Here is a 14967-nt window from a genome sequence, read left to right as displayed (position 1 = left end):
TAGGAGATTGAGGCAGATTTCGGGCGACGACGGGGATTCCACCTACGTGGCTCGGCGTCAGATCCGATTGCATTTTCGATGGCGGCAAGGTTACCACGCACGTTCGCGGGCCGCAGGTCCCGCTGATTCGTCACGGCGCGTTTCCGAACCGACACGAGACGCTTTGAGCTGGCTAGGATGTCGAGCACCGCCCGACGGGAGGCGGCATCATCGACAAGGATTGCCCTATGCAACGCAAGCGAGGACGAGATTCAACCAACGGCCGTTTCATCCCTCTGGAGGAGGCCAAGCGACGTCCGCGGGAAACCATCGTGGAAACCATCAAGAAACCCTGCTCCGAAAAACCGGAGCGCAAATAAGTGTCTTCCAGGCGTGATCCGGATTCAGGTCACGTCCTGTATTGCACATCCATTCTGCTGGTGTAGCGTGTCTGCTTTGCCTCGACCGATACGGAGAACCCTTTTGGACGACATCACTCACCTGGCAGCAACCCTGGGTCAGCAACTGTTGGCGACAGGCGCGCAGGTCAGCACGGCAGAATCCTGCACCGGAGGCGGCATCGCTGAAGCCATCACGCGTATCCCGGGAAGTTCGGCTTGGTTCGAGGCCGGCTATGTCACCTACTCCAACCGGCAGAAGACCCGACAACTGGCAGTGCCGGAAGCGTTGTTCGGCCAGGTCGGTGCCGTCAGCCGCGAAGTGGTTGAAGCCATGGCCAGGGGCGCGCAGGCAAACAGCGGCGCGCAGTTTTCCGTTGCGGTCAGCGGGGTGGCCGGGCCGGATGGGGGCTCGGCGGAGAAACCCGTCGGCACGGTGTGGGTGTGCTGGGGCGCGGCGGAACGATTGATCGCCGAGCGATTTCTGTTTGCAGGTGACCGTGATGCGGTCCGCCGACAAACGGTGAGTGCCGCGCTAGAGGGGCTTGTCCGGCTCTCTCGCGGAGAAATACCAAATCAGGGGTAGGCGCGCGTCAGACCCTGTGGAATAATACTGGCTACTTATACAGTTATATCGGCCGTCAAGGCCTAACCTATTACGAGAGGATTCAATGGACGACAACAAGAAGAAAGCCTTGGCTGCGGCCTTGGGTCAGATCGAGCGTCAATTCGGCAAAGGTGCCGTAATGCGCATGGGTGACCATGACCGCCAGGCTATTCCTGCTATCTCCACCGGCTCGCTGGGTCTCGATATCGCACTCGGTATCGGTGGCCTGCCAAAAGGCCGGATCGTTGAAATCTACGGCCCGGAATCTTCGGGTAAAACCACACTTACTCTGTCCGTCATCGCAGAAGCCCAGAAAATGGGCGCCACCTGCGCATTCGTCGACGCCGAGCACGCGCTCGATCCAGAGTACGCCGGCAAGCTGGGCGTCAATGTCGATGACCTGCTGGTCTCACAGCCAGACACTGGCGAACAGGCCCTCGAAATCACTGACATGCTGGTGCGCTCGAACGCGATCGACGTCATCGTCGTCGACTCCGTGGCCGCTCTGGTACCAAAAGCTGAAATCGAAGGCGAAATGGGCGACATGCACGTCGGCCTGCAAGCCCGACTGATGTCCCAGGCACTGCGCAAGATCACCGGTAACATCAAGACTGCCAACTGCCTCGTTATCTTCATTAACCAGATCCGTATGAAGATCGGCGTGATGTTCGGCAGCCCGGAAACCACCACCGGTGGTAACGCACTGAAGTTCTATGCGTCGGTCCGTCTGGACATCCGCCGTACAGGCGCGGTCAAGGAAGGCGACGAAGTCGTCGGTAGCGAAACCCGCGTCAAAGTCGTCAAGAACAAAGTGGCCCCGCCGTTCCGTCAGGCTGAGTTCCAGATTCTCTACGGCAAGGGCATCTACCGTAACGGCGAGATCATCGACCTCGGCGTGCTGCACGGTCTGCTGGAGAAATCCGGCGCCTGGTACAGCTACCAGGGCAGCAAGATCGGTCAGGGTAAAGCCAACTCCGCGAAGTTTCTGGCGGACAACCCGGAAATCGGCACCACCCTCGAAAGGCAGATTCGCGAGAAGCTGCTGACGGCAGCGCCTGATGTGAAAGCCCAGTCGTCCCGCGTAGCGGCAGACGATGTGGCTGAAGTCGAAGCTGACGCGGATATCTGATCCCCGCCATGCCCGCTGTGCTTGATACCCCCGTCGCTGTCAGGCGGACTGCAATGGACCTGCTCGCGCGACGCGAGCATGGTCGTGTCGAGCTGACGCGCAAACTGCGTCAGCGCGGCGCCCCTCCCGAACTGATTGATGCAGCGCTCGACCGTCTGACGGAAGAGGGTCTGCTGTCTGAATCCCGATACCTCGAAAGCTTCGTTTCCTACCGTGCCCGTTCTGGCCACGGCCCTTTGCGTATCCGCGAAGAGCTGGGGCAACGCGGCTTGCTGCGTGCGGACATCGAACAGGCACTGCGCGAGTGCGGCGTGGACTGGTGGGAAAAGCTGGAAGCGCTGTGGCAGCGCAAGTTCAGCGGCCAGCTACCCAGAGATGCCCGCGAGCGTGGGCAGCAAATGCGCTTTCTGAGTTATCGCGGTTATCCACCCGAGCTCATAGGGCGTTTGCTGAGTGGCAAGGGCAACGACGACTGATGCTTGATCTGCGTAAAGGCGCACAGAGGCGCCCTCACGCATTCATCATCACATCGATTTCACGGGTTCGGTTCCTCGAGCCTGCTGAGAATGTGCAGGTTTCGCCCAGTTTTCCTCCAGGTTTATGAAGTCCACCAGTTCGCGCAAGCGGCCATGGTTGCGGCCGGTGAAGGCGAACGCCAGACGCGTGAGGTGGCTGAACTGCGCTTCGTCATATTCGTCCTGATGGCCGTATTGCTGGAATTCGCCACTTAACCGCAGATCAGCGAATCGGTCCTGCAGGGCATTGAGTGCATGTTCGCTCAAGGCGTGATGCATGCGGATGACAAAGGTGTTCTTCAGCCAGCGGCTGGAGTGGAAGTTGGCGTAGAACCGATTGATTTCGGCAACGGCCTCATCGGCGCTGTACACCAGCTTCATCAGGTTCATGTCCGTGGGCAGGATGTATTTGTTCGCCTCCAGTTCGTTCGTGATGAAACTGAGTGCGCCTTCCCAGAACGTTCCGCCTGATGCATCCAGCAGCACGATCGGCACCAGCGGGCTTTTGCCGGTCTGGATCAGCGTCAGCACTTCCAACGCTTCGTCGAGGGTGCCAAACCCGCCCGGGCAGAGCACCAGCGCGTCGGCTTCTTTGACGAAAAACAGCTTGCGCGTGAAGAAGAAGTGGAACGGCAGCAGATTCCCGGTGCCATCCACGGTCGCATTGGCGTGCTGCTCAAACGGCAGGGTGATGTTGAAGCCCAGGCTGTGATCCAGACCGGCGCCCTCGTGGGCCGCGGCCATGATCCCGCCACCGGCGCCGGTGATGACCATCAGGTCCGAGGCGGCCAGTTGCTTGCCCAATTCACGGGCCAGCGCATAAACAGGATGTTCGAGGGGCGTACGTGCGGAGCCGAACACGGTGACCTTGCGCCGGCCTTTGAATCGTTCGAGCACCCGAAAGGCATTCTCCAGTTCACGCAGCGCTTGCAGGGTGATTTTGGCATTCCAGCGATTCAGGTCGTCCTGGGCCATGCGCAGGACGGTCAGGGTCATGTCGCGGTAGAGCGGAAGATTGGGGCTGTCCGGGGCGACCGAACCGAGGAGTTCTTCGACCTTGCGGGTGAGGTCGTTTCCGTTGCTCTGAAAGTGCTGAGACAACGCGTCACTGGGTACGTACGGCATTCACGCTTTCTCCTTCTGCAGAATCATTGACCGGCGCCAGAGGGCGGGATCGCGACGCTTCATGCGTCGGCGTGCGCAGCGAATCCCAAAAACAGAGAGACATCACATCTGCGCGGCGCCCGATTCTGGACTAATCCATGGTTGGAAAGAGAAAACATTGATGGCAACCGGCGCCGCAGGCAACCCTTTCTTGCATGCAAAATGTGATGAGGGAGAATGGGCACGGCGAAACGAAAAGCCGGTCCGAAGAGCGGCGGGCAAGAAGTGCCGAGTGGCGGGAATTGGAATAGCGCATGTATCGAATGAAGGGGGAGGGCAAGGCTGCGCGTTGAGGTGATCTCGAAACGCGCAGCCCGTAAAGCGGGTTACATCACTTCTTGTGGGCAGGGGGTTTGGCAGCGCAGTCCGCCGCTTTGATTTCCTGAGTCGTGATGAGCTTGTTGGTTTTGTATTCGGTGAACTGGTAACGCAGGATCGCGCCCTTGGCCATCAGTTGGCGATAACCGGCGTTGCGGCACACGCTGCCGCCCAGCTGACCGCGGACGTCGTCCGGGTTTTCGCGCATCTGAGCCGCTTGGCCAGACTGCACACTGAGGTGGTTGATCAGCATTTTGCCTTCAACGGTGTAGCCTTCGTCGAGGATGTCTTCGTTGATGGCGCGTGGCGTGCCGACACTGCTTTCCTTCGCGACTTTATCAAGCATCTGGCTCAGTTCGTAATCCTGCTTGGACGCCGCGTTGGCGCACAGTGGAGCGACGAGCAAAAGCGTGAGAGTGGGGGCGATGAGGCGCAGCATTGAATTCTCCTGGTGCATGGACGGGTGGTGCAGAGGCAGGCCGTTGGACCGGCGACATCCCAAGGCGTTCACTGCGAGGGTGAGTGCTCTCAAGGCCGGGCAGTATAGGTGAGGAGCCTCGGCGGACACCAGAGAGCACGGCGCGTTGGACGGTGTCTGATAGAATGCCGCGACTTTTCGACCTGCCGGATACCCCTCGTGTCACTGCCTTCTTACCCTTCGATGACGCCGACTCTTTTTCACAGAAACTCTGTCGCATGTCTGAGAGATGAGCGGGAGGAGGAGAGTACAAAGCCTTACCTGGCTCGCGGATCACGTGCGCCAAGGTGTCAATACTGTCGAGTGATCGAAAGTCATTGCCTGTGCAGGTGGCGTCCCAAGGTCGAGGCAAAATCAGGGGTGTGCCTGATCATGACGACAAAAGAGGTCTTCAAACCCAGCAATACGGGTTGGCTGATTGCAGACGTGATCAAGGATAACCATGCGTTTGTGTGGTCACGCACCGAAGTCGATGAAAAGCTGATTGCATTGCTTAACGATCCGCAGTGGCAACCCTATCTGGTCTTTCCGGGGGAATATGTAGCGGCCGACCGCGTCACCAATACCGTGACGATTAATCCGAATAAGAGACCGCTGTTCGTGCTGCTTGACGCTACATGGACTGAAGCGAGGAAAATCTTCCGTAAAAGCGCTTATTTCGACTCCATCCCCATTTTGAGCCTGATCCCCGAAAAGCTTTCACGGTACAAGTTGAGACGGTCCACCCGCAGCGAACATCTCTGTACCGCTGAAGTGGCCGCTCTGTGTCTCGATCTGGCCGGCGACAATGAAGCAGCTTCGGCTCTAAGCTGCTACTTCGATGTCTTCAGTCAGCACTATCTAGACGCTAAAAATCAGTTGCCCCTTGATTTGCTGAGCGATGCCCATCAAGAGCTCAAGGGCTATCTTGAGTAGTCACAAGTAAGGCCGGTGCCAGCGAGTCGCATCAACACTGCTCGCAATAGAAACATGACCTCAGGCGAGGCTTTTCTTCGGCCACAACTGCGCCAGCAGCATCCCGGCCAGCATCAATCCGCAACCGATATAACCGCGCAGTTGCAACGCCTCCCCGAGAATCCAGGCGCCGGCGATGGCGGCGAACACGGCCTCCAGCGAAAGGATGATGGCGGCGTGGGAAGCAATGGCGTGTTTCTGCGCGACCACTTGCAGCGTGTAGCCGACCCCGACCGCGACGATGCCGCCGTAGAGCAGGGCAGGGGCCGCGGCCATGATCGCGTCGAGGGCAATCGGTTCGAAGAGCACTGCCAGCAGCAGACTCACCACCGAACAGGTGGCGAACTGCAGAAAGGCCAGACGGATCGGGTCGTGGCGGCTGGCAAATAAACTGACCAATACCACGTGTCCGCCCCACACGAACGCGCCGATCAACTGCAGCCAGTCCCCCGAGGCGACGTGAAAGTTATCGCCAATACTGAGCAGGCACATGCCGACTACGGCCAACAGGCAGCCCAGCCAGGTGCCCAGCCCGGTTTTATGGCCGAGCAGCAAGCCCAGTAGCGGAACTACAATCACGTACAGGCCGGTGATGAAGCCGGAGTTGGTCACGCTGGTAAACAGCAGTCCCACCTGTTGCAGGTTGATGCCCAGTGCCAGCGCCAGGCCCATGATGATGCCGGCGCGTAACATGCCGCGATTGAGCAAGGGCTCTGGCACGCGCGCGGTGTTGGCGTTGCGCAGAATCAGCGGGATCAGGCAGAGGGAACCCAGCGCGAAACGAAGCCCCGAGAACAGATAGGGGCCGATGTGATCCATCCCGGCGGTCTGGGCGACAAAGCCGGTGCCCCAGATCAATGCGGTCAGGAGCATGAGCAGGTCGGCTCGCAGGGCATGGTTTGGCATGATGGCACTCGTCAGATCGGGGGCGCAGACTTTGCCGCAAAGCGTCAGGCTTGACCACCCCGGCTTCGCTGGGCATTCTTGGCGCCGCTCACGTATGGTCCCTGTGTCAAGATGTCGCGGGTGTCCTCATTGGGTGTTGAATTCGTCGGCGCTGAGTCACTTAAAGGATCATGAAATGCCATACGAAATCCTGATTGCCGACGACCATCCCCTGTTTCGCAGCGCATTGCATCAGGCGCTTAGCCTGGGGCTCGGGCCGGATGCAAGGCTGGTAGAGGCCGAGAGCATCGCTGATCTGGAAGCGCGACTGACCGAGAAGTCCGATTGGGATCTGGTCCTGCTGGACCTGAACATGCCCGGCGCTTATGGCTTTTCGGGGCTGGTGCTGTTGCGCGGTCAGTACCCGCAAGTGCCAGTGGTGATGGTCTCCGCTCAGGAAGAGGCCGCGGTCGTGGTCAAGTCCCGCGAATTCGGCGCCAGCGGTTTCATCCCTAAATCCAGTTCCCTCGAAACCATCCAGAAGGCCGTGCGAACGGTGCTGGATGGCGATGTCTGGTGGCCTCCCCAGGTCAACGAAAGCATTAGCGTGTCGCCGGAGGCCAAGGCTGCCAGCGAAGGCCTTGCCAGCCTGACGCCCCAGCAGTTCCGCGTGTTGACGATGGTCTGCGAGGGGTTGCTGAACAAGCAGATCGCCTACGAGCTGAGCGTGTCGGAAGCGACGATCAAGGCCCATGTCACGGCGATCTTTCGCAAGCTCAATGTGCGCACCCGGACCCAGGCAGCCTTGCTGCTGCAACAATTGGAATCCATTCCGCAGAGCTGATTCCCGCGAATCAGGCTAAACCCCGGGCTTTACGCGGCCGACCTTCACACTTTTTTGACCGTCGCCGCACTAGCCTCCACCGCTTTCATTCATCAGTAGTTTTCCTATGACGTCCCCATTCAAAGGCCAGACTGGTCTGAAACGTATCCTCAACGCGTCGGGCTATTCCTTCGACGGCCTGACCGCAGCATTCAAAGGCGAAGCCGCGTTCCGTCAACTGGTGCTGCTCAACGTTGTATTGATCCCTCTGTCGTTCGTGTTCCATGTCAGCCGTGGCGAGCGCGCGATCCTGATCGCGGTGTGCCTGTTGGCGCTGATCGTCGAACTGCTGAATTCGGCCATCGAAGCGGCGATTGACCGGATTTCCCTCGACCGCCACCCGCTGTCGAAGAACGCCAAAGACATGGGCAGCGCCGCGCAATTCGTAGCGCTGAGCATGATTGCCGTGGTCTGGGGCCTGATCCTGCTGGGCTGACAATCGTCCTCAGCCGGGCGGCGCGTCAGGCAATGCTCGGCAGGACAATCTCGTCGCTGCGGTTTACACCGGCGGTGAAGGAACGACAGAGGTCGAGGAATTCGCGGATAGCCGACGTCTGATATTTCTGCTTGTGCCAGATGAAATAGAACTGCCGCACCAGATCCAGCTCCGGCGTTTCAACGGCCACGAGGCTGCCCCGGCGAAAGGCGTCACGCAGGGCCAGACGCGAGATGCAGCCGATTCCCAGCCCTGACTCCACAGCGCGTTTGATCGCCTCGGTGTGTTCCAGCTCCAGCCTCACGTTCAGGCTGTTCAAGTGATGACGCATGGCCTGATCGAAGGTCAGGCGCGTCCCCGAACCCTGTTCCCGCAGAATCCACGCCTCCCGCGTCAGTTCCTCCAGTGATGCCCGGCCCTTTTTGGCCAGCGGATGCTGAGGGGCGCAAAACACCACCAGCTCATCCTCGACCCAGGTTTGCACTTCGATGTCAGGGTGGCTGCAGTCGCCTTCGATCAGGCCCAGATCGATCTCGTAGTGAGCGACCTGCTGAACGATGTTCGCCGTGTTCTGCACGTGCAGCTTCACCTGGCTCTCAGGGTGGCGCTGCATGAAGCTGCCGATCAGCAGCGTGGCGAGGTAGTTGCCAATGGTGAGGGTTGCGCCGACCGCCAGTGAACCGAAACCGGACTTGCCGTTGAGCAGGTCTTCGATCTCCTTGGCCTGATCGAGCAGCGCAACGGCCTGGGGCAACAGCTGCCGGCCGGTCGCGTTGAGGCTCAGCCGTTTACCGGCGCGGTCGAACAGCTGGCAGCTGGATTGGCGTTCCAGTTCTGTGATGGACGTACTCGCCGCCGATTGCGACAAGGACAGCAAGACCGCCGCGCGGGAAACGCTTTCCTGCTGGGCGACGGCGACGAAAACCTGGAGCTGACGGAGAGTAAATCGCATATCTATATAACCGATAACCTATATCTTGATAATTCAGTTAACAGATATTGTGTCTGCCACTAGAATGTCGCGCAATGGCGCATTGACTGGCGCACGTTATTTATCAGGAGCTCCCACGTACCATGAGCAACATGAATCACGAGCGTGTCCTCAGCGTTCATCACTGGAACGACACCCTCTTCAGTTTCAAGTGCACCCGTGATCCTGGCCTGCGCTTCGAGAACGGTCAGTTCGTCATGATCGGTCTGCAGCAGCCAAACGGGCGCCCGCTCATGCGTGCCTACTCCATTGCCAGCCCGAACTGGGAAGAGCACCTGGAGTTCTTCAGCATCAAGGTACCGGACGGCCCGCTGACCTCGCAGCTGCAGCATTTGAAGGAAGGCGACGAGATCATCATCAGCAAGAAGCCTACGGGCACGCTGGTGCTCGACGACCTCAAGCCGGGCAAGCACCTTTACCTGCTTAGCACCGGTACCGGTCTGGCGCCGTTCATGAGCGTGATTCAGGACCCTGAGACCTACGAGCGTTTCGAGAAGGTCATCCTTTGCCACGGCGTGCGTTACGTGAACGAAGTCGCTTACCGCGAGTTCATCACCGAGCACTTGCCGCAGAATGAATTCTTCGGTGAGATGCTGCGCGACAAGCTGATCTACTACCCGACCGTGACCCGCGAGCCGTTCGAAAACGAAGGCCGCCTGACCGACCTGATGCGCAGCGGCAAGCTGTTCAGCGACATCGGTCTGCCGCCGATCAACCCGCAGGACGACCGCGCCATGCTGTGCGGCAGCCCGAGCATGCTCGACGAGACCAGCGAAGTGCTCAACAGCTTCGGCTTGACCGTTTCGCCACGCATGCGTGAGCCGGGTGATTACTTGATCGAGCGCGCCTTCGTCGAGAAGTAACACTGTTCAGCTACGACCCAATCGCCGATGAATCATCCTCGCAGCACTGCGGGGGTGACGTCATCGGCGAATAGGTCAGTACAGGCACCCGCGTTTTTGGAGTCTGAAAAAAACCGCCTGGAGGTCACGGACCAGGCGGTTTTTTTGTGGGCGGGTGTAAGCGGTTTATCAACCGGCGGCGGGGACGACTTCCAGCACGCAGATGACGCCGGCTTGCGGGTAATGCCAGCGCACGTCCAGGTCCCAGAACTGCGCGCCGTAGCGTCGCTCCGGCGTGGGCGTCTGATAGGCCGGTCGCGGGTCTTGAGCCAGGCACTGCTCGATCAGCTCGATCAGCGGTTCTTCGAGGCGCAGTCCATGTTCGTGGGCCTGGGTCAGCGCCGCGTCTGCCCACTGCACCGGAATCATCTCCGGGGCGGCGGCAGCCATGCTGTTACGTGCATCAACGATCACATCGGCATAGGGCACGTAGGGTTTGACGTCCAGCACCGGCGTGCCGTCCAGCAGGTCGATGCCTGACAGCCACAGGCGCCCGGCTTCGACCTTATCCAGCTTGATCACCGACTGACCGATGCCGTTGGGCCGATGGGTCGCGCGCGTGGCGAACACGCCCATCGACTGATTGCCGCCCAGGCGAGGCGGGCGCACCTTAAGTCGCGGCTTGTCCTCCAGGGCTTGGTGAAACAGAAACAGCAGCCAGACATGGCTGACCTGTTCCAGACCCTGAACGGCATCACCCTGATCAAAGGGCGCGACCAACTCCAGCACGCCCCGCGCGGCAGGCGCCAGTTGCGGCTGCCGGGGAATGGCGAACTTCTCTTTGAAGCACGAGCGCATGAAGCCGATCGGCGAGACGTTGTAGACCTGGGTCATGGACGAGCTGCAGCGCTTAGCCGCGCACGCGCAGGGTCAGGCCGCGCAGGAAGTTGCGCAGCAGCTGGTCGCCGCAGACGCGGTAGTTGGTGTGGCCCGCCTTGCGGAACAGGGCGCTGAGTTCAGGCTTGGACACCGGGAACTCGGACGCCTTGAGGATCGCGTGCATGTCGTCTTCTTTCAGTTCGAAAGCCACGCGCAGCTTCTTCAGGACGATGTTGTTGGTGATGGGCAGTTCGACAGGCAGCGGCGGGCGGCTCTCGTCCTTGCCACGCTTGAAGAACACCAGGCCGTCGAGGAAGTGCGCCATGACTTCGTCGCTGCATGGCACGAAGCCTTCTTCTTCGTCTTTCTTCATGTAGGCCGCGACATCGGCTTTGGTCGCGTCGAACCCGCCGAGCTTAATGATATCGACCACTTTGGCGTCGTTGATATCAAGCATGTAACGGATGCTGCGCAGTACATCGTTGTTCATCATGGTGCGTGTATTTCCTGGGGATTCGCAGATGAGCGCGCGCAAGATGGGATGCGGCGCTCAGAAAGGGGTTTCAGAATTTTTCTTTGTCGGTCATGTAGCGCCACTGGCCTTCAGGCACCTTGCCGATGGACACGCCGCCGATACGGATGCGCCGCACCGAAACAACCTTCAGGCCCACCGCCTCGCACAGCTGGGCGATGACGCCGGGCTGCGGGTTCTTCATGGCGAAGCGCAGGCGGTTCTCGTTCTGCCAACTGGCTTTGACCTTCGGCAGCTCCTTGCCCTTGTAGGTCATGCCGTGGTTCAGGCGGTTGAGGCCGTGGGCAACCATGTCGCCCGCGATCTCGACGACATATTCCTGCTCGATCTTGCTGCGGTCGTCGGTGAGTTTGCGCAGGATTTTCCAGTCCTGGCTGAACACCATCAGGCCGCTGGCGTTGGCTTGCAGCGTGGAAATCGCTTCCAGGCGCAGGAAGTGCCCCTTGAGCGGACGTCGGCCGATGCTGTGGTCGGCGGATAACGTAGCGGGTGTGATCAGCGCCAAGGCATTTTCAGGGGCCATACCCGCCGGGGCGTTGAACAGAAGGGTGACGGATTCAGGCGTATCGGCTTTCGCTTCCGCGTTCAGCACCACGGTCTGGTTTTCGACCTTGAACTGAGGCTCGTCGACGACAACGCCGTCCACCGTGACCCAGCCGCCTTCGATGAACAGCTCGGCCTCGCGACGGGAGCAGCCGACCAGCTCGATCAGGCGTTTGGAAAGGCGAATGGGGTCAGTCATGAGAAAAGCCGTAACAAAATGGAAAGGCGCCTATTGTACCCGCGCAGGCACCGTTAATCGCGGCCACATTGAAATTGGCGGGTGAATAAGCCTCCAGTCCATGGATTTTTCCGGGACCGACGCAGGTCTGCTCTGTATTCCTACATTGTCTGGAGCGAATTCATGACCAAATGGCTACCCGCATTGCTGATGACTGTCAGCCTGCCGCTGCTCGCTGCGCAAACCTCGTCTTACGGCCCGCAGCTGGAAGGCTTCCAGTATCCGTTCCCGGCGCAGAATTACAGCTTCGAATCCCAAGGCGCGCCGGTGCAGATGGGTTACATGGACATCAAGCCAGCCGGGCCTGCCAATGGCCGCAGCGTGGTGCTGCTGCACGGCAAGAACTTCTGCGGCGCCACGTGGGAAGGGACCATCAAGGCGTTGACGGGCGCGGGCTATCGGGTCGTTGCGCCGGATCAGATCGGTTTCTGCCGCTCCAGCAAACCGGCGGATTATAAGTACTCTTTTGAACAGCTGGCGCAAAACACCAAAGCGCTGCTGACCCAACTGGGCATCGATCACGTCACCGTGGTCGGGCATTCGATGGGCGGCATGCTGGCGACCCGCTTTGCGCTGATGTACCCCGAGCAAGTGGATCAGCTACTGCTGGTCAACCCGATCGGCCTGGAAGACTGGAAAGCCAAAGGCGTGCCGGATCGAAGCTTTGACGACTGGTACGCCCGGGAGCTGAAGACCAGTGCCGACAGCATTCGCAAGTATCAACAGTCGACCTATTACGCCAATGAATGGCGGCCCGAGTTCGATCATTGGGTCGACATGCAGGCCGGCATGTTCAACGGCAAGGGCAAGGAGGAGGTCGCTCGGGCATCTGCGCAGACCTACGGGATGATCTTCAATCAGCCGGTGTTCTACGACTTCGAGAAATTGAAGATGCCGACGGTGTTGTTGATTGGGCAGAAGGACAATACCGCCATTGCCAAGGACGCCGCGCCCGAGGACCTTCGCAAGACGTTGGGCAACTACCCGGAACTGGGCAAGGCCGCCGCCAAGCGCATTCCGCAGGCAACGCTGGTGGAGTTCGCAGGGCTTGGCCATGCGCCGCAGATTCAGGACCCGCAGCAGTTCAACAAGGTGCTGCTGGAAAGCTTGAAGCGCTGATGCAGATCTGACCGGCAACTGCATTCTGGCAGGAGCCGGCTTGCTGGCGAACGCGTCGGGTCAGGCGCTGCTGGTTGCCGACCGATTGGGTTCGCCAGCAAGCCGGCTCCTACAGTCCGAACCTCTCTCTGGCCCGGTTCAGGCGTCACAGCCCCGATTTCACCCGCATCCGCAACATCGGATGCGGCCGACCGAGTCCATCGACCTCCGCCCGGCCCACCACCTCAAACCCCTGCCGTTCATAAAAGCCCAATGCCTGGACGTTCTGCTCGTTCACATCCAGCTCGGTGATGCGGAAATGCTCGATCGCATAGTCCAGCAATTGCTTCCCCAGGCCCATGCCACGGTGGTCAGGGGCGATGAACAGCATTTCGAGCTTGCCCGGCGTGGTGCCGGCGAAACCGGTGATGCGCAGGTGCGAGTCGCGGGTGCAGAACAGGTTCACGGCGCCCAGGTATTGGGTTTCCAGCAGATGCCGGAGCAGCGTGATGTAGTTCTCGGGCAAAAAGTCATGGGTTGCGCGCACGGAGGCTTCCCAGACCCGGGTGAGTTCGGCGAAGTCGTGCTGTTTGGGCAGATAGATGACCGAGTGCTGGGTCATGTTGCCGCTGCTCCCTGGGAATTGATCCTGATGAGGGGACGATAGCCAGAAAAAACAAACCCCGCCGTTTTACGGGCAGGGCTGTTGGAGGTGAAGCGGCTGTCGAGCCGGAGATTGAGCGTTAGATCGGCTCAGCCCACAGGTCGTACTCATCGGCATCCACCACGCGGCACATGACCTTGTCGCCCGGCTTGAAATCACGGTCGCTTTCAACGAACACATTGCCGTCGATTTCCGGTGCATCGAAAAACGAACGGCCGACGAAACCCTGCTCGTCCACTTCGTCGATCAGCACTTCGATTTCCTTGCCGATCTTCATCTGCAGGCGGGCGGCGCTGATGGCCTGCTGGTGCGCCATGAAGCGGTCCCAGCGGTCCTGCTTGATGTCGTCCGGCACGATAGGCGCATCCAGCAGATTCGCCGGCGCGCCCTCGACGGGGGAGTACTGGAAGCAACCGACGCGATCGAGCTGGGCTTCAGTCAGCCAGTCCAGCAGGTACTGAAAATCTTCTTCGGTTTCGCCCGGGAAGCCGACGATGAAGGTCGAGCGGATGATCAGGTCCGGGCACTGTTCGCGCCAGTTCTTGATGCGCGCCAGGGTCTTGTCTTCGAAGGCCGGGCGTTTCATCAGCTTGAGGATCTTCGGGCTGGCGTGCTGGAACGGGATGTCCAGGTACGGCAGGATCTTGCCCGCCGCCATCAGCGGGATGATCTCGTCGACGTGCGGATACGGGTAAACGTAGTGCAGGCGTACCCACACACCCAGCGAACTCAGGGCCTGGCACAGCTCGGTCATGCGCGTGCGGACCGGCTGGCCGTTCCAGAAACCGGTGCGGTACTTGATGTCGACGCCGTAGGCGCTGGTGTCCTGGGAAATCACCAGCAGCTCTTTCACGCCGGCTTTGACCAGACGCTGGGCTTCGTCCAGCACGTCGCCAATCGGGCGGCTGACCAGCTTGCCGCGCATGGACGGGATGATGCAGAAACTGCAGCTGTGATTGCACCCTTCGGAAATTTTCAGATAGGCGTAATGACGCGGAGTCAGCTTGACGCCTTGCGGCGGCACCAGATCGATCAGCGGGTTGTGATCGAGCTTCGGTGGCGCGGCGTCGTGGACGGCATTGACCACTTGCTCGTACTGCTGCGGACCGGTCACGGCCAGCACGCTCGGGTGCACGGCGCGAATCACGCTTTCGTCCACGCCCATGCAACCGGTGACGATCACTTTGCCGTTTTCGGCCAGCGCTTCGCCAATGGTCTCGAGGGATTCAGCCTTGGCGCTGTCGATGAAACCGCAGGTGTTGACCACGACCACGTCAGCGTCCTGGTAGGTCGGAACGACCTGATAGCCTTCCATGCGCAGCTGGGTCAGGATGCGCTCGGAATCGACCAGAGCCTTCGGGCAACCGAGGCTGACAAAGCCGACCTTGGGGGCGGCAGACGTGGTGACGGTGGACATTGACTAACCTCGGCGTA

General features: G+C 60.0%; 18 protein-coding genes. 9 read left to right on the top strand and 9 right to left on the bottom strand.

The features are described from left to right. The first annotated feature begins 227 nt into the window (after positions 1 to 227). The 4 genes from ACQKEN_RS04925 to recX all read left to right on the top strand — a co-directional run bounded on the left by ACQKEN_RS04925 (position 228) and on the right by recX (position 2589). Positions 228 to 359, top strand: a complete 132-nt coding sequence (locus ACQKEN_RS04925; protein WP_427684084.1) for a hypothetical protein — start codon at positions 228 to 230, stop codon at positions 357 to 359. 88 nt (positions 360 to 447) lie between these two features. Further along, entirely contained in the window at positions 448 to 963 is a 516-nt protein-coding gene (locus ACQKEN_RS04920) for a CinA family protein (RefSeq protein ID WP_427684249.1), read from the top strand. A gap of 85 nt (positions 964 to 1048) precedes the next feature. After that, a complete protein-coding gene (gene recA / locus ACQKEN_RS04915) occupies positions 1049 to 2113 on the top strand; it encodes a recombinase RecA (RefSeq protein WP_065989790.1) in 1065 nt (354 codons plus the stop codon). Between the two features lie 8 nt (positions 2114 to 2121). After that, positions 2122 to 2589 carry a recombination regulator RecX gene (gene recX / locus ACQKEN_RS04910; protein ID WP_074891258.1) on the top strand — a complete coding sequence of 156 codons (468 nt, stop codon included), beginning with the start codon at positions 2122 to 2124 and terminating at the stop codon, positions 2587 to 2589. Between the two features lie 48 nt (positions 2590 to 2637). On the opposite strand, the gene ACQKEN_RS04905 is transcribed toward recX, so the two are convergent. Then, positions 2638 to 3753, bottom strand: coding sequence for an LOG family protein (locus ACQKEN_RS04905; protein WP_427684083.1), 1116 nt, complete (start codon positions 3751 to 3753; stop codon positions 2638 to 2640). Between the two features lie 370 nt (positions 3754 to 4123). Further along, positions 4124 to 4549 carry a quorum-sensing-regulated virulence factor family protein gene (locus tag ACQKEN_RS04900; RefSeq protein WP_065989783.1) on the bottom strand — a complete coding sequence of 142 codons (426 nt, stop codon included), beginning with the start codon at positions 4547 to 4549 and terminating at the stop codon, positions 4124 to 4126. 222 nt (positions 4550 to 4771) lie between these two features. Between ACQKEN_RS04900 and ACQKEN_RS04895 the strand changes: the two genes are divergently transcribed. Beyond that, the gene (locus tag ACQKEN_RS04895; protein WP_427684247.1) at positions 4772 to 5503 is read left to right on the top strand and encodes a tRNA-uridine aminocarboxypropyltransferase; all 732 of its coding nucleotides are present in this window, start codon (positions 4772 to 4774) and stop codon (positions 5501 to 5503) included. A 60-nt stretch (positions 5504 to 5563) separates the two neighbouring features. Here ACQKEN_RS04895 and ACQKEN_RS04890 read toward each other — a convergent pair whose 3' ends face one another. Beyond that, the gene (locus ACQKEN_RS04890) at positions 5564 to 6448 is read right to left on the bottom strand and encodes a DMT family transporter (RefSeq protein ID WP_427684081.1); all 885 of its coding nucleotides are present in this window, start codon (positions 6446 to 6448) and stop codon (positions 5564 to 5566) included. 175 nt (positions 6449 to 6623) lie between these two features. On the opposite strand from ACQKEN_RS04890, the gene erdR reads away from it, so the two are divergent. Both erdR and ACQKEN_RS04880 read left to right on the top strand, forming a co-directional pair. Continuing rightward, positions 6624 to 7271, top strand: a complete 648-nt coding sequence (erdR, locus tag ACQKEN_RS04885) for a response regulator transcription factor ErdR (protein WP_065989781.1) — start codon at positions 6624 to 6626, stop codon at positions 7269 to 7271. Positions 7272 to 7377: 106 nt separating this feature from the next. Then, entirely contained in the window at positions 7378 to 7746 is a 369-nt protein-coding gene (locus tag ACQKEN_RS04880; RefSeq protein WP_065989780.1) for a diacylglycerol kinase, read from the top strand. Positions 7747 to 7771: 25 nt separating this feature from the next. Here ACQKEN_RS04880 and ACQKEN_RS04875 read toward each other — a convergent pair whose 3' ends face one another. After that, the gene (locus ACQKEN_RS04875; protein WP_065989779.1) at positions 7772 to 8698 is read right to left on the bottom strand and encodes a LysR family transcriptional regulator; all 927 of its coding nucleotides are present in this window, start codon (positions 8696 to 8698) and stop codon (positions 7772 to 7774) included. Positions 8699 to 8820: 122 nt separating this feature from the next. Here ACQKEN_RS04875 and fpr point away from each other — a divergent pair, with 122 nt between their 5' ends. Beyond that, a complete protein-coding gene (gene fpr / locus ACQKEN_RS04870) occupies positions 8821 to 9600 on the top strand; it encodes a ferredoxin-NADP reductase (RefSeq protein WP_065989778.1) in 780 nt (259 codons plus the stop codon). A gap of 168 nt (positions 9601 to 9768) precedes the next feature. Here fpr and tsaA read toward each other — a convergent pair whose 3' ends face one another. The 3 genes from tsaA to ACQKEN_RS04855 all read right to left on the bottom strand — a co-directional run bounded on the left by tsaA (position 9769) and on the right by ACQKEN_RS04855 (position 11732). Beyond that, the gene (tsaA, locus tag ACQKEN_RS04865; RefSeq protein WP_427684078.1) at positions 9769 to 10473 is read right to left on the bottom strand and encodes a tRNA (N6-threonylcarbamoyladenosine(37)-N6)-methyltransferase TrmO; all 705 of its coding nucleotides are present in this window, start codon (positions 10471 to 10473) and stop codon (positions 9769 to 9771) included. A 16-nt stretch (positions 10474 to 10489) separates the two neighbouring features. Further along, positions 10490 to 10951: a DUF1456 family protein gene (locus ACQKEN_RS04860; protein WP_074891250.1), complete on the bottom strand. Its 462-nt coding sequence runs from the start codon at positions 10949 to 10951 to the stop codon at positions 10490 to 10492. 70 nt (positions 10952 to 11021) lie between these two features. Next, positions 11022 to 11732, bottom strand: coding sequence for an rRNA pseudouridine synthase (locus ACQKEN_RS04855; protein ID WP_427684077.1), 711 nt, complete (start codon positions 11730 to 11732; stop codon positions 11022 to 11024). A 162-nt stretch (positions 11733 to 11894) separates the two neighbouring features. On the opposite strand from ACQKEN_RS04855, the gene ACQKEN_RS04850 reads away from it, so the two are divergent. Further along, positions 11895 to 12890: an alpha/beta fold hydrolase gene (locus tag ACQKEN_RS04850; RefSeq protein WP_427684075.1), complete on the top strand. Its 996-nt coding sequence runs from the start codon at positions 11895 to 11897 to the stop codon at positions 12888 to 12890. Between the two features lie 145 nt (positions 12891 to 13035). Here ACQKEN_RS04850 and ACQKEN_RS04845 read toward each other — a convergent pair whose 3' ends face one another. Further along, on the bottom strand, positions 13036 to 13491 hold the full coding sequence (locus ACQKEN_RS04845) for a GNAT family N-acetyltransferase (protein ID WP_427684073.1): 456 nt from the start codon (positions 13489 to 13491) through the stop codon (positions 13036 to 13038). A gap of 121 nt (positions 13492 to 13612) precedes the next feature. After that, on the bottom strand, positions 13613 to 14950 hold the full coding sequence (gene rimO / locus ACQKEN_RS04840; protein WP_237259155.1) for a 30S ribosomal protein S12 methylthiotransferase RimO: 1338 nt from the start codon (positions 14948 to 14950) through the stop codon (positions 13613 to 13615). Between the last annotated feature and the right edge of the window lie 17 nt (positions 14951 to 14967).

This window comes from Pseudomonas sp. NPDC078416 (assembly GCF_050268485.1).
Lineage (GTDB): Bacteria > Pseudomonadota > Gammaproteobacteria > Pseudomonadales > Pseudomonadaceae > Aquipseudomonas.
Note: the sequence above shows the minus strand (reverse complement) of the source record. Positions and strands in the feature narration are given on the sequence as shown.